9 protein-coding genes and 2 tRNA genes are annotated in these 14,884 nt (G+C 59.0%); all 11 read right to left on the bottom strand.

All coding sequences use genetic code 11. The features are described from left to right. Nucleotides 1-34: 34 nt before the first annotated feature. Nucleotides 35-1,528 carry a cytochrome ubiquinol oxidase subunit I gene (locus AC0AII_RS05070; RefSeq protein WP_463427991.1) on the bottom strand — a complete coding sequence of 498 codons (1,494 nt, stop codon included), beginning with the start codon at nucleotides 1,526-1,528 and terminating at the stop codon, nucleotides 35-37. Nucleotides 1,529-1,788: 260 nt separating this feature from the next. Next, nucleotides 1,789-3,600 carry a thiol reductant ABC exporter subunit CydC gene (gene cydC, locus AC0AII_RS05065; RefSeq protein ID WP_490446355.1) on the bottom strand — a complete coding sequence of 604 codons (1,812 nt, stop codon included), beginning with the start codon at nucleotides 3,598-3,600 and terminating at the stop codon, nucleotides 1,789-1,791. Between the two features lie 67 nt (nucleotides 3,601-3,667). After that, the gene (locus tag AC0AII_RS05060; protein ID WP_490446354.1) at nucleotides 3,668-5,638 is read right to left on the bottom strand and encodes an ABC transporter ATP-binding protein/permease; all 1,971 of its coding nucleotides are present in this window, start codon (nucleotides 5,636-5,638) and stop codon (nucleotides 3,668-3,670) included. Between the two features lie 61 nt (nucleotides 5,639-5,699). Further along, the gene (gene cydB / locus AC0AII_RS05055; protein ID WP_144085299.1) at nucleotides 5,700-6,752 is read right to left on the bottom strand and encodes a cytochrome d ubiquinol oxidase subunit II; all 1,053 of its coding nucleotides are present in this window, start codon (nucleotides 6,750-6,752) and stop codon (nucleotides 5,700-5,702) included. Nucleotides 6,753-7,033: 281 nt separating this feature from the next. Then, nucleotides 7,034-8,209: an NAD(P)/FAD-dependent oxidoreductase gene (locus AC0AII_RS05050; RefSeq protein ID WP_490446353.1), complete on the bottom strand. Its 1,176-nt coding sequence runs from the start codon at nucleotides 8,207-8,209 to the stop codon at nucleotides 7,034-7,036. Nucleotides 8,210-8,524: 315 nt separating this feature from the next. Next, a tRNA-Gln gene (locus AC0AII_RS05045) sits at nucleotides 8,525-8,596 on the bottom strand. 41 nt (nucleotides 8,597-8,637) lie between these two features. Further along, nucleotides 8,638-8,710: transfer RNA gene (locus AC0AII_RS05040), tRNA-Glu, on the bottom strand. 68 nt (nucleotides 8,711-8,778) lie between these two features. Then, a complete protein-coding gene (gltX, locus tag AC0AII_RS05035) occupies nucleotides 8,779-10,305 on the bottom strand; it encodes a glutamate--tRNA ligase (protein WP_101431901.1) in 1,527 nt (508 codons plus the stop codon). Between the two features lie 56 nt (nucleotides 10,306-10,361). Further along, nucleotides 10,362-11,084: an anaerobic ribonucleoside-triphosphate reductase activating protein gene (gene nrdG, locus AC0AII_RS05030; protein WP_144085297.1), complete on the bottom strand. Its 723-nt coding sequence runs from the start codon at nucleotides 11,082-11,084 to the stop codon at nucleotides 10,362-10,364. 70 nt (nucleotides 11,085-11,154) lie between these two features. Next, nucleotides 11,155-13,551 (bottom strand): anaerobic ribonucleoside-triphosphate reductase, encoded by a 2,397-nt coding sequence (gene nrdD, locus AC0AII_RS05025; RefSeq protein ID WP_101431959.1) that lies wholly within the window; start codon nucleotides 13,549-13,551, stop codon nucleotides 11,155-11,157. Between the two features lie 435 nt (nucleotides 13,552-13,986). Continuing rightward, entirely contained in the window at nucleotides 13,987-14,853 is an 867-nt protein-coding gene (locus AC0AII_RS05020; RefSeq protein ID WP_463318592.1) for an MBL fold metallo-hydrolase, read from the bottom strand. Nucleotides 14,854-14,884: the final 31 nt, after the last annotated feature.

Below are 14,884 nucleotides of genomic sequence, written 5' to 3'. Positions count from 1 at the left end.
CGAAGGGAAGGAAGGGTTTGAGGTCAGCTGACCATTATGCCAAGGCTACCCGAGCCGGTGCGCCATGCACCTTGGCAGGCTGCGGCCCATTGCCGTCATCCGGCTTGTAGAAGGGTCCCTGGTGCAGGGTCCTCCTGGTGTAGAAGACCATGACGCCACCCAGAACCAGGAAGAGCAGGAAGTAGACAATGCAGGTGAAGAGCAGGTTCGGCACCGTACTGGTGGGCGAAACGCCATCGGCAATGGTCTGGAAACCATAGACCAGCCAGGGATAGCGTCCAAGCTCCGTCACCAGCCAGCCGCTGGTCGTCGCAGCAAATGGAGCAAAGGTGAAGATGCCCATGATCCAGAGCTTCCAGCGCGTGGTAAAGAGCGTGTTCTTCTTCTTGCGTGTGAACCAGAGCACCAATGCCGATATCAGGGCAAAGGCAAACCCGATTCCGACCATCAGGCGGAAGACCCAGAATAGGGTGGTGACCGGCACGTAGTAGTTCATGTCCTTGCCGTACTTGGCATCGTACTTCTCGTGCAGCTCCTTGTTGACGGTGTTCATGCCCTTGACGGCGCCGGTTTTCTTGCCGTAAGCCAGCTGGGACATGGCGCCGGGAATCTCGACGGAGCCCTCAAGCTTATGGTCCTTCTCATTGATCAGAGCCACGGCGTTCCAAGGGGCGGGATCGCCGGTGTCCTCGTAGATGCCCTCGGTGGCGGCCAGCTTCATAGGCTGATCAGTCACGATGTACTTACCTTGCAAATCACCGTAGGTGATCACGCAGATGGAGCCGATAAGCCCAAGCAGAGCAGCCAGACGGATGGACTTGGTGAACAGGTTGACCTTGGCCTGCTTCTCGGAGTCTGCCTCGACAGCGGCCACGGCCTGATCCTTATTCCCCATATGCATCCTCAGCAGGCTGAAAGCGCTGCAGCCCATGACCACGAAAGCCCCTGTGCAGACGGCGGCGAAGAAAACGTGGGGGAACTCGATCCACAGCTGGGGATTGGACATAACATCACCAAAGCTGCGCAGTCGCACATGGCCGGTGGCCTGGTTGATCTCGAAGCCGACCGGGTGCTGCATGAAGCTGTTGGCAGCTAGAATCCAGATTGCCGACATGGAGGAGCCCAGGAAGGTCAGCCAGATGAAGACCGCATGCACGGCCGGCTTGAACCGATTCCAGGTGAACATCCACACGCCGATGAAAGTTGATTCCAGGAAGAATGCCAGCAGGGCCTCGATGGCCAGGGGGGCGCCGAAGATGTCGCCCATGAACCTGGAGTAGTTGGACCAGTTCATGCCGAACTGGAACTCCTGGATGATGCCCGTGACCACGCCGACCGCAAAGGAAAGCAGGAAGATCTTGGACCAGAACATGGTCATCTTCTTGTAGACATCCTTCTTGGTCACTACATAGGTGGTCTCCATGATGGCGACCGCTAGGGCCAGACCGATGGTCATAGGGACATAGAAGAAGTGGAATATCGTCGTCATGGCGAACTGGAATCTAGACAATCCCAATACAGTGAACATCGTTCCTCCCAATCTCTGCAGGGTTCGTCGGGCGTGGGTACACGGGTCGAATCCGGACGGATTCAGATATGACCAAGCTTGTGCCCACGAGAACCTTCAGCTCTCCCCGACTTCGCCACCTAGTCGCTTCCACGGGCTCAGGTCTCCATGCCGTCCAGTCCATGAACCGACAGCGCACGGCAACCGGTCGGGAAGCCATCCGCCAAGATCGGCGACCCGACAACCGTGCAACATTCATTGCTCGGGAAACAGCCTGATGGTCATTCAACAGGGTTCCGTCCATCTGAATCTGACTGCTTCTCCAAGTATATCCCTTGACCGGCACCCTTGTCCACGTCCGAGACGTCCATGCGATAAAGTTCACGGAAACGGGCGTTCTCCCGATACAGATCGACCGGGCGCCCCTGCATGGCGATGTGCCCGTCCTGCATAAAGATCACCTGGTCGGCCTCCTCCAGCCCCTGAAGATGGTGGGTCACCCAAAGAAGGGTGCGATCCTGGCTGACCTTGAAGATCATGGCCATGAGCCGCCGCTCGGTTATGGGATCCAGACCGATGGTGGGCTCGTCCAGAAGGATGATCGGCGTGCGCTTGAGCACAATCCTGGCCAGGGCCAGGCGCTGGCGCTGGCCGCCTGAAAGACGGCCACCAGCTTCATCAACCGGCGTGTCGATTCCCTGGGGCATGTCATCCACGACCTGATCCAGCTGCACAGCCTTCAGAGCCTGGCGAACCTGATCGTCATCAGCCTGGGGGGCGCCCAGACGCACATTGGAGGCGATGGTGGTGTTGAAGAGGAATGCCTGCTGGTTCAGGTAGCCAAAGAGCTCAGGACGCTGATCCTGCAACGCATCGACCGGTATGCCGTTGATCAGGATGCGGCCACTGGTGGGGCGCAGATCGCCCAGAAGCAGCTGCAGAACCGTCGTCTTCCCCTCGCCGCTGGGACCGAGCAGTGCCACACGCTGCCCACCTTCGATTCGCAGGCTGAAGTCGTCCAAGAGCAGGGGGTCATCAGGGCCGTAGGAGAAGCTGACATGGTCGAAGACAATTGACTTGATCGGCCCCTCCAATTTGGTCTGGGCACTCGGCTCAATCCGCCGGGACTCGACGCGCTCGGTCAGATCATTGAGGTGGTCCAGCGAGTCAGTATACAGGGGAACCTCAGCCACAGCCTGGGAGACCACGATGAAGCAGTCGACCAGGGGGAAAACCGCCAGGACCACGGCTGCCGCGAAGTCAGCTATGGAGGTGGAGCTGGTCATGCGCAGATCCGCTCCAACAATCAGAGCAACCACCATGAGGGCGAAAATCATCTGGATGCCGCAGTTGCGCCAGCGTTCGAACCGCTTCTGCTCTCTGCGGCCGGCGGCGATGTCGTTGAAGTCGCCGGACGCCGTGTCCACGAAGCGGTGACGACGGCGAGTGATCACCCAATCTCCCAGGCCCATGTAGCTCTCGGTCACTGCCGTGTACTGATCCTGCCGCCGTGCCTTCTCCATATCGTACCGCCCGTCTGAATAAGCCAGCGAGACCAGCGGTACCAGGATCAGAATCAGGGCGAAAAGCAGGAAAAGCAGGAGCGAGGTCAGCCAGGAAAAGACGCCTACGGCGATGGTGACCACCACCCACATCATGTAGGCCACGACCGTGGGGAAGATGGTGCGCAGGTAGAAATTCTCCAGATGGTCCAAGTCGTCCGAAAGCATGCCCAGGACCGTGCCCGTGCGCTCATGCTCGTTCAGGAAGGCCGCGTCCTGCGAGAGGGTGCGGTAAAGCTGAACCCGAAGCTTGGAAACCACCCGGAGCACCCAGTCATGGCTCTTGATGCGCTCCAGGTACTTGAATGTGGGTCGTCCAATGCCGAAGGCCCTGGTAAGGACCACCGGCACGTATACGGCGAAGATGTTGAAGGGATGGCGGGCCGACCTGCTGATCAGGAATCCCGATGTGAACATCAGTCCGGCCGCGCACACGAAGGTGATGGTCCCCAGGAAGAAGATCAGGGCAAGCAGCCCCTTGTTCTCACGCAGGTAGGGCCAGAACCAATGGTCCCGGTGCCAGATATGCATGTAGCCTGACAGCCCGCGGCCGCGGCGGGAGGTCTTCGACGATCCCGTGCCATTTCTTCCGGCGGTTTCAGTCCTGCTGGTAGTCGGCAATCTGGTTCCCTCCCATCTCATCGATCAGCGCATCCAAGGGTCCGCCTTGACCAATCAGCTTGCGCGGATCGCCCTGGGCCACAATTCGTCCATGCTCCAGCATGATCACCCAGTCCATGTTGGCCAGCCAGTGCAGCCGGTGGGTGGCCAGGACAACCAGGTGCCCGTCCATGATGGGCAGCAGGGTCTGCTTCAGGTCGTATTCCGTCTCGATGTCCAGGTGAGCGGTGGGCTCATCAAAGAACAGAATCTCGCGTGAGGGATCCAGGATGCCCCTGGCCAGGGCGATTCGCTGTGCCTGGCCGCCGCTGATGCCGCGGTTGCCCTCGCCGATTTGAGTGCCCAGACCGTCGGGCAATGTTGTCAGCCAGTCGGTCAGCCCAGCCCTGTCGGCTGCGCGGGCCACCTGGGCATCGTCCGCTTCCTGGTTGTAAAAGCGAATATTGTCGGACACGGTGCCATGGAAGATGAAGGGGTTCTGGGGAATATAGCTAATGTGTCGCTGCCAGGCAGCCACGTTGCAATGCTCCAGCTGATGACCATCCAGGTCGATGGTGCCCGCCTTGGGCTGGTCAAAGCCGGCCAGCAGGTCCATCAGCGTGGACTTGCCAGCTCCAGAACGACCGACAATGGCCACCTTGGAAAAACCATGCAGGTTGAAGTCCAGACCGCTCAGAGCCAGAGGCTGCTCTTCCGAACTTCCCTCGGACTGACTGATCCGTGAATCCGCGACCGCCTCGACTGCAGTTCCTTGTGGTGCTGTAGAACCGGACTCAGCCGAGACCTCCCCCCCATTACCGCCTTGAACCGTGGATGACTTGGGCTTGCGGCTCTTCTTGCTGGTCTTTTGGCTCTCGGACTTGGCCATGGCATCCATCTGTGCCCCGGCTGAAGCACTGCTCTCTACCGGCTTGGGGCCAGGATAGGCGAAGTCTATTCCTTCCAGACGCAGGTGGCTGTCTTCCTTCCACCCGGACCAGTCCAGTTCCTCCATGCGCTTCGGCTCTGGCTGGGCCAGCATATCCGCAATATCGTCCAAGGCGTTCTTGCCGTTCAGCGTGGCGTGGAAATCATCGCCAAACTGGCGGATGGGCATGAAGTACTCAGGAGCCAGAATCAGGGCTAAGAGGGCTGGAAAGAGCTCCACCTTGGCATTGATCAAGTTGTTGCCCAAGAAGACGGCCATGATGGCGATGGCCAAGGTAGCAAAGAAGTCCAAAGCAAAGGTGGAAGTCATGGCCACCCGGATAACGCTCATGGTCCTCTTGCGGAAGCGATCCGAGACCGAATAGATCTCGTCCTCGTACTCCTTGTCAATGCCCAGCATCTTCAAAGTCGGCAGGCCCAAGACTGTATCCATGAACCTGGTGTTGAGCTTGCGAAATTGGGCATACTGCCGGCTGGAGCGATCCCTGGCTGCCAGACCCAGGATGACCATGAAGAAGATGAGCAGGGGCAACATGAGCAGGAGGATGAGCCCGGAACCTGCATCCTGGGTCCAGACCACAACCAAGACAATCAATGGGATGAAGATGAGATCCATCATCTTTGGCAGGACCGTCAGCACGTAGGTACGCACCTGGTCAAGCCCATCCACCAACATGGTGACGGCCGAGCCTGTGCCACGCCGAGCCAGAGCCGATGGCCCCAGCGAGAAGACCTTGTCCTGAATGCTGGGCCGCAGCTCAGCTACGATGGCATCGGCACGGTCAGTGGCACAACGATCCTTGGCCACATCGCAGAGCTGTCGGCAGGTGTAGGCAGCCAGAAAGATCAGCACTGGCACCACCAACACCTTGAGGTTCTGAAGGTGCCAAATACGCACCAGAGCCAAGGTCAACCCGTAGGCCTGAACCACCACACCTATTCCCTGGAGCAGGGACAGTGCGGCCAGCAGGCCCAAGGTGGACCGGACTCCGTCGAAACGGAAGAGATTTTTGTCAATCAATGCATTATCCTCCGGATGCGCTCCGGTCCTGCCAGCACTGCCCCCCTGCCTCCTTTGGCTTTCAGACGGTCTCAGCCACGGTGGCCGAAGGGGCCACAGGCGAGGTCAGATGGGCACCATCGGTGTCCAGCCGCTTGCGCTGGATGAAATAGCTCCAGATGAAGTAGGCCAGCATGATGGGCAGGAAGATGCAAAGCACCACAGTCATGATCTTCATGGTCAGCGGTGATGCCGAGGCATCCTGAATCAGCAGGTTGTGAGCCGGATCATCAGCGATCATCACGCGCGGGAAGAGCCCGTTGAAGATGAAGGCGATGATGGCCATCAGGGTGATGCCCGAGCAGGTGAAGGCGTAGCCGCCACGCTTCTTGAAGACGGCAACGTGGCCTCCGATAACCGATGCCAGGATGATGACGGTGATCAGCCAGGTGGACAGCGGACGAGCCTTGTAGAAGTCGGTGTTGAAGATGGCCAGGAGCACGAAGACGACCAGGGCCGGATAGGCGATCCAGTAAGCTTTCTCGCTGACGTTGAGCATCCGACGGGAATCCATGACCCCCATCTTCAGGCTCAGGAAGTGCAGGCCATGAACGAAGCTGAAGAAGACGACAGCGATGCCGCCGACCACAGACAGCCAGTTGAACACGTCGAAGAACCCGGGCCACGCATCGCCGTTCTTATCCATGGGAATGCCCTGGATCAGGCTGGTCAGCATCATGCCCAGGAAGAATGGCGCAAAGAGCGAGCCGATGAAGTTGGCCCACTGCCAGACACCGCGCTCACGGCTGGTCAGCGCGTGGGAGGCGAACTCGAATGAAACACCACGCAGAATCAGGGAGACCAGCACCAGGAAGAGCAGGAGGTAATACCCCGAGAAGAGGGAGGCGTACCAGAGCGGGAAAGCGGCGAACATGGCGCCACCAGCGGTGATCAGCCAGACCTCGTTGCCGTCCCAGTGGGGGCCGATGGCCCTCATGAAAGTGGCGCGCTCATCACCGTCGCGGGCCACGAACCTGGTAGCCATGCCAACGCCGAAGTCGAATCCTTCAAGCAGAAGGAATCCCGCAAAAAGCAGGCCGATGACAAAGAACCACAAACCTTGTAGAAAACTCATGCTAATGCCACTCTCCTCTCGCTCCTGCCGATCCGCGCACGGGCACGGGGGCCTCCACCGTTCTGGCGGAGACCACAGTCGGCCACGGCCTTCGCCGGAATGAGGAGGAGCAGGAGGTAGTCAATGATGTCTATGGACGCAGGGCCGATGGCCATCGTCGCCCAGAACGATCCAATCCGAGGCTGGGAAGGGACGAACATGCGCCGCGTCCTCATGACCTGAATCATGTTCGTCCTCCTCTCCCTCGTCGTCTAGCCCCTTGCGTCCCTTGAGACGCTGGTTCAGTTGCTCTCCAACATGGTACGCACGTCAGCCAATTCCAGGACCGACCGCTCGTTCACGATCCACTTCAGAACCGAGACCACCTTGCCCTTGAGCTTCAGCGTGCCCATACGGTCGATTTCGGCAACCCCGTCGTGGGGACCGAGAGAGCACACGGTCCCCAGGCTTCGGAAGGTGAACCGCTGGGGCTCCTGTCCCCGCATTCTGGCGAGGACATTCGCGGCCGCGGTATCAGCCTGGGCCATCGAAATCTGCGCAGTGGTTGGATAGAGCCGACCCGATTGGGGGTCGGGAACGGCACTGACATCACCCACCAGGAATTCCTCTGGATGCTGCTCCACCGACAGGTCATCCCTGACCACTACACGGTTACGCTTCTGATTATACCCGGAATCGGCAATAACGTGGCTACCACGCACACCCGTTGTCCAAATGATTGTATGGGCCTTGAACTCCTGGTCATTGGAGACCACGGCATCCTGCCTGACCTCGGTAATGGGGGTCGAGGTGTGGAAGTTGACTCCCCGCTTGCACAGGTAATCCACAGCCCAGTCGACCAGGTCCTTGCTGAACATGGGCAGGATCTTGGGCGAGGCCTCTATGCAGTCCACCTTGACCTGATCCATGGGGAAGCCCAGACGCTTTGAGAGCTGAGGCAACCGGTAGACCAGCTCGCCTAAGTACTCGATGCTGGTGAAGCCGGCACCGCAGACCACGATGCTCAGATCCAGCGGATCATGGCTGGTCTGGTAGCGCGCCAGCGTCTGTTCCAGCTTCTTGCGGGCCGCCAGAGCGGTATCCACGTCAACGAGCGGCCATCCGTACTCTTCGGCACCCTTGATGCCGAAGGTCTCGGACTCGAACCCCAAGGCGTTGACCAGGTAATCATAGGAGAGAGGATCGTGATGCTCCAGGCTGACCCGGCGGTTGTCCTGATCGATGCCGACCACCTTGTCGACGATCAGCTCCACCGAATCAGGCAGGGACTTGCGCAGGTCGAAGACCACGTCCGCCGGCTCCTTGGTCCCCGCCGCCACCTGGTGCAGCTGGGTGGACTCGTAGTGGTATTCGTTCTTGTTGACCAGGACTATATGGGCATCAGTCTTTGCATGAGCCAGCTTCTTGACCACGCGAAGACCCGCGTAACCAGCTCCCAACACCATAATTGTCGTCATAATCACACACCTTTACCGAAAAAATCATACAATGATTCATATACCGGGTGATGTTGCCCGATCAGCCGATGATTGGGTTCATCACTCAAGCTTCTATGCTCAAAGTATCAGATTCCATCATCGGAAACTCTGACATAGCAGTCTGTCGGGCCTCCTCTTTTTGTTTGCTTGCTCACACCGTGGGCAACTCTGGTGTACGCCTCCGTCCGCCGCTTTGCAGACCAGAAGCATTCCTAGAATCCATGGTAATGCGTAAACAAGAAGAGCGGAACACTGTGTCGGTGTTCCGCTCCTTGAGACCTTATGTCTCTATTGCTGGGGTACCTGGACTCGAACCAAGAATGGATGAACCAGAATCACCTGTGTTGCCAATTACACCATACCCCAATTGGCTGTGCGACAACCGCTTGGACGGTTGCCACATGTCGTACCCCCGACCGGATTTGGACCGGTGTTGGCGCCGTGAGAGGGCGTAGTCCTAGACCGCTAGACGACGGGGGCTTCACTTTTCGCCGCGTACGAACCCGGTTCAGCAGGTCAGTAGCACAACAAAAAAGAAATATACCCGCTCAGAGGTTTTGGCGCAAGTTAGCCAACCTTCGGAGTGTTGTGCCCTTGCCCAGGATCTCCAGGGACTCGAACAGAGGCGGGGAGACCCGCCTCCCCGAGACCGCCACCCTGACCGGGCCAAAGGCCAGGCGGGGCTTATAGCCGCCCTCATCCACCAGCGCCTGAGTGAGCAGGTCGTGCAGGTGATCGGTCTTCCAGTCCTGTTCGGGCACATCCTGCAGGGCGGCAATAGCCAGGTCCAAAACCTGTCCAGCAGAGTCCTTGAGCTGTTTGCGGGCATCCGGCTCAGGCTCCAAGTACTCCTCCTGGCTGAGCAGACTGCCTACCATGCCGGACACCTCGCCCAGCAGACGCACGCGAGGCTGGACCAAGGGGGCGGCAGCACTGAGAATTCGCTGCTCCCGATCACTCAGATCCTGCCAGCGCTCGGCACTCACCAGCCCGTCGCGCTTGAGGTAGGGCAGGGACCGGTTCAGGAAGTCCTGCGGCTCCAGCATACGGATGTGCTCGGCATTGATGGCCACGGCCTTGTCGATGTCGAAGTGGGCCGGATTGGCCTTGACGTCGCGGATATCGAAGTGCTCTATCATCTCATCCATGGAGAAGACATCGCGGTCGGGGCCGATGGACCAGCCCAGCAGGGCCAGATAGTTGAGCAGACCTTCGGGAATGAAGCCATGCTCACGGTGCAGGAAGAGGTTGGACTCAGGGTCTCGCTTGGACAACTTTTTCTTGCCCTGACCCATGACGTAGGGCAGGTGCCCAAACAGGGGCATGGCCCGAGCGATGCCCAGCTTCATCAGGTACCGGTAGAGAACGATCTGCCGGGGGGTGGAGCTGAGCAGGTCCTCGCCGCGCAGGACCACGTTGATGCGCATGAGGGCATCATCGACCGGATTGGTCAGGGTGTACAGTGGGTCGCCATTGGGACGCACAATCACATAATCGGGCACGGACCCGGCCTTGAACTCGATATGCCCGCGAATCAGGTCGTCGAAGGCGATGTCCTCGTCAGGCATACGGATGCGCAGGGCGGGTTGCCGGCCCTGCTCGCGGAAGGTCTGGCGCTGTTCCTCAGTCAGGTCGCGGTCGTAGCCGTCGTAGCCGAAAGCGGCCGGACGGCCAGCGGCCAGGTTGCGCTCCTTGATTTCTTCAGCGGTGGAGTAGGACTCATAGGCGTAGCCGGCATCCAGCAGCTGTCGGGCCACATCGCGGTAGATGTCGCCGCGCTGGGACTGCCGGTAGGGGCCATCCGGACCGCCGACTTCCACACCCTCGTCCCAGTCCAGCCCCAGCCACTTGAGGGCGTCCAGGATCTGCTGGTAGCTCTCCTCGCTGTCGCGCTGGGCATCGGTGTCCTCGATGCGGAAGACGAAGGTGCCGTGCGAGTGCCGGGCCTGGGCCCAGTTGAAGAGTGCGGTTCGAACCATGCCCACATGCGGGGTGCCGGTCGGCGAAGGGCAGAAGCGGACCCTCAGATCCTTGGGGAGGTCGGGTTTGGCGTCATGATCATGCTCATCAGTCATGACACCCATTGTGCCCCGGCAAGGCGACGTAGACCAATTCAGAGAGGAAGCCGGTATCAGCCCCGCTGCTGCTCCTGCTGCCGGTCCTTGCTGTAGGTCTCCGGGATGAACCTGGTCTGGTCATGCAGCTTAGGCCAGATGACCACCTGGCCCTGCTCCAAGGACCGTGGCACGTCGATGATCCGCTGGTTGTCCGAGCCTCGGAACTGGAGCAGGCTGTTCTTCCGATTCTCCAAGTAGCGTCCGTCCACCAGCACGTCAAGGTAGGAGATCAGCTGGGCCTTGTCCGGGGTCTCCCCCGGCCGGTTCAGCTCCTCCCAGGTGTAGCCGGTCCAGCACCAGATATCCTTCTCGTGGCCGAACTCGCGCCGGATCCGCTCCGAAAGGCCCAGCAGCATGGGGGTGTTGAGCAGGGGCTCCCCGCCCAGGTAGGTGATGCCCTGCACATAGGACAGCGACAGGTCCTTGATGATGCGGTCTTCAAGCTGCTGGGTATAGGGGTGCCCGGCGCCGAAGTCCCATATAGAGGCGTTGTAGCACCCCTGGCAGCGGAAAGGGCATCCGCTGACGTAGAGGGAGCAGCGGATCCCCTCGCCGTCGGTCATGACCAGACGCTTGTAGTCCGCCACAATTCCCCGACTGAGCCTGCGACCGTCCCACTGACCGGCCCTGGGATTGTTGGTCAGCGCAGAGGGAACCCCCGGACCGCGCCCCTGCTCATCAGCTGCGAAGTCACGGTGGCCGCCCGTCTTTCTCATGACCCCCTGTTTGTCCGTCATCTGGTCCTCCTCATGACAATGGCGGGCCGCAAACTACCCGGGCCCGCCATGTACTGCGTCTTGTCAGAGCCTATTCGGCCTTGTCGTCGAACCACTCCTTGGTGGATCCGTCCTTGAGGACCACGTGGCCGGTCTCGCCCTCCATGTGCTTGACGCGGTGGGCGATCTCCTCGTGCCTGCCGTGAACCATGGGCCGCTGGACGGGGTTGCCCAGGTAGCCGCAGGTGCGCTTGGTCACGTTGCACTTGTCAGGGTCGTCGTTGCCGCACTCGGGGCACTTGAAGCCCTCCTCGGTAGGCTCGAAGTCGCCCTCATAGCCGCAGACGAAGCAATGGTCGATGGGCGTGTTGGTGCCCAGGTAGCCGATGCCGATGTCGTAGGCGTAGTCCCAGACCGCCTCCAAGGCCTTGGGGTTCTGCTGCATGGAGGGGAACTCGCAGTAGTTGATGAACCCGCCCGAGGCCAGGTAGGGGAAGTCTCGCTCGTAGCTGAGCTTTTCCATGGGCGTGGGCCGCAGCCAGACCGGGTAGTGGAAGCTGTTGGTGTAGAAGTCGTGGTCGGTCACGCCGTCGACTACGCCGAACTTCTCCTTGTCCATCCGGGCGAAGCGGTCGGTCAGCGACTCGGCCGGAGTGGAGTAGACCGAGTAGTGGTATCCCTCGGCCTTCTCCCACTGCTTGCAGAGCTGATTCATCCGGCGCACGATGCTCAGGGCGAATTCCTTGCCTTCCGGATCCCAGGAGTGGTCCTTCATCCAGTCCTTGCCGTAGAAGACGCTGGTGGCCTCATAGAGACCGATGTAGCCCAAGGAAACAGTGGAGCGGCTGTTGCGGAAGAGGGTGTCCACGCTGTCAGTCGGCTTCAGCCTGCCGAAGGCGCCGTATTGGTAGAGGGTTGGGGCGTTGATGGGCGTGGCCTGCTTGCAGCGCATGATGCGGAACTGCAGAGCGTGATGGGCCACCTCCATGCGTTGGTCGAAGATCTTCCAGAAGCGATCCTTGTCGCCGCGGGACTCAAGCGCGATCCGAGGGATGTTGACGGTGACGACACCCAGGTTCATGCGGCCGTCCTCCTCGTCCTCGCCCGTCTCGGGGTTGGTCCAGGCCTGCAGGAAGGAGCGGCAACCCATGGGGGCCTTGAAGGAGCCGGTGATCTTGACCAGGTTCTCGTAGAAGACCACGTCAGGGTACATGCGCTTGGTCGAGCATTCCAGAGCCAGCTGCTTCATGTCGTAGTTGGGATCGCCCTCGTCCGCGTTCAGACCGTGCTTGATGGTGAAGACCAGCTTGGGGAAGATGGCGGTATGGCGATCCTTGCCCAGTCCACGGATGCGGATCAGGAAGATAGCCCGCTGGATTTCCCTGGCGAACCAGGAGGTGCCCAGGCCGAAGCCCACAGTGACGAAGGGGGTCTGCCCGTTGGAGACACGGTTGGAGTTGATCTGGTACTCCATGGTCTGCATGGCATCGTAGATGTTCTTGCGGGTCAGGATCTTGGCATAGACCTGACGCAGCCGAACAATCTGCGGAGCGTCCAGGTCGAAGGGGGCATCCTCGCCGATGGGAGCACGATCATCCAGGTGGAGCCAGTCAGCCTCCCGAGCCTTGAGGCCGCGGACGACATCCTTGGCCACATCGATGGGCTCCTCGTCCGGCAGGACGGCCTCAGCCATGGAATAGTTCTTCTTGTAGTCCAGACGCGCGTACTTGTCCAGCATCTCATCGCAGCGGTTGACGGTCTGCCCGCCGTACTGGGAGCCGGCGATGTCCTTGATGATCTGGGTGATCTGCGTGGCGGCCGTACCGATGGACTTGGGCGAGTCCATCATGGCGTTGCCCAGCTCGAAGCCGTGGGCCAGCATGTCGCCGAAGTCAGGCAGGGAGCAGTTGGTCTCGGCCGTAAAGGGCGAATAGTCCGCGTCATGGAAGTGGATGTCGCCCTTCATGTGGGCGTTGGAGACATCCTTGGGCAGCATGGCGAAGGCTGAAGCCTTGGAGACCGCGCCGGCCAGCAGGTCACGCTGGGTGGCGTAGACGTTGGCGTCCTTGTTGGCGTTCTCGCGCACCAGAGTCTCGTCCTTGCTGGTCAGGCGGTGGACAGCCTCATTGACATCGGTGGCTTTAGCCCGCTGAATGTCGCGGTCGAGACGGTAGGAAGTATAGGAGCGAGCGATCTCGTAAAGATGGGCATTGACCAGGGCATGCTCGACCAGGGTCTGGATGTCCTCGATCTTGACCGGATTGGTGTAGCGATCGGTGATCTCAGACTGGACGGTCAGGGCCATGTCCCGGATCTGCTGGCGATCCTCAGGGCTGACCTCGTGCTTGACATCCTTGAAGGCGGCTTCGATGGCGTTCATGATGTTGACGGGATCAAAATCGACGATCCGGCCGTCGCGCTTCTCGACCAGAATGCCATCGACAGCATCGCGATCCGAAATGCCACGCTCCTTCACGCTATCGGTCATGACCTCAGTATCCATCGTCACTCCTCATACGATTCATACGGTTACTCATGTGCAGTTGCTTTGGCGTTCCCAAATTCCATGCTGGGAACGGCGAATCACATGGATGTCATTCTTTGCTGACAAGACTCACTCTATCACGCCGTGACCACCATATGTAGTGCCTGAGGATGATTCGTAGCCTACATGTAGTAATTTCCGTGTTTTGTGAACTGCATCACAAATAGCAGGGTCTGGACAAGGGCGGCAAATGGCCGAAAGGTCAGTAGAGGTCATTGACAGAGACGACACAGCCGCCCGACACTCCGCACGGTATGTACTTCTTTTGTCGAGGCCTCGCTACAAGGCGTCCATCGTCTCCACCCCAGCTTCCATGGGTGCAGACATAGAAAGGCGGCCCTGTCCAAAATGGCCAGCGCCGCCTGCAAAACCTAACGCTTACACTGCTTGAGGTTGGATGTTCGTCACCATTCCGTCATAAGAGCTGACAAACCCCTCTCTGACAGCGGCCTCCTGCATATGTTCATAACTGGCATTGCCGTGATGAGAGAAATGGTTGCACACGAACATAGTGTGCGAATCGGCCAGTCCCATCTTCACCATGCGATCTCTGACTCGCAGATTGTCAGAAAAGTTCATGTGGACGTCGGAACTGAAATCAGTCAACCCATGAGTGCAATCCAAGGAAACGTAGTCATATTTTAGCCCAGCTTTGGCCAGATCCTTCCAGGTTGATTCGTAGAAGTAGGCCGTATCATGCGCATACAGCAGCCCCACTTGACCGTCTGTCAGCCCGTAGAAGAGACAATCGCCGAAATGATGGCCATGCTTGGCTTCAAAAGCGTATACCGTGTATGTCCTGCCATTCCCAGCCGTCACAGTGACACTGTCACCAGGATGAAGAGCGTGATATGTCAACTTGTCGTAATCGTAATGCTCCTCCAGGAAGAAAGCCCGCTCGTAAAAGCCTTTGACGGTTTCAGAGCCATAGACATCCATATGGGTGGGATTGTCGTCAGCATACGAATCCATGCGATAAGCCAGATCCTCACCATAAAAATGATCAGAGTGCCAATGAGTGATGAAGAGCTGAGTAATTGCCGGCAGATCAAAGTTTTCATTATTAATAAAATGGCAATAAGTATCACCAGGGAAATCTAGCAGGAGTGCATCGTCGACCAAAGCCTGGGACTGGGTACGAATTTCCTTGCCTCCAATGCGTCTGGCCTGCTTACACAGATCACACATGCAGAAAATGCCAGGGATTCTTTCGGCTGCAGCTGTCCCTAGATGTTCAAATTTCATAATTGCTCATACTCCTTTGTGATGGATGTAA

This window comes from Bifidobacterium sp. VU/mBH4 (B4), assembly GCF_058199535.1.
This window is presented reverse-complemented; position numbering and strand designations above follow the sequence as displayed.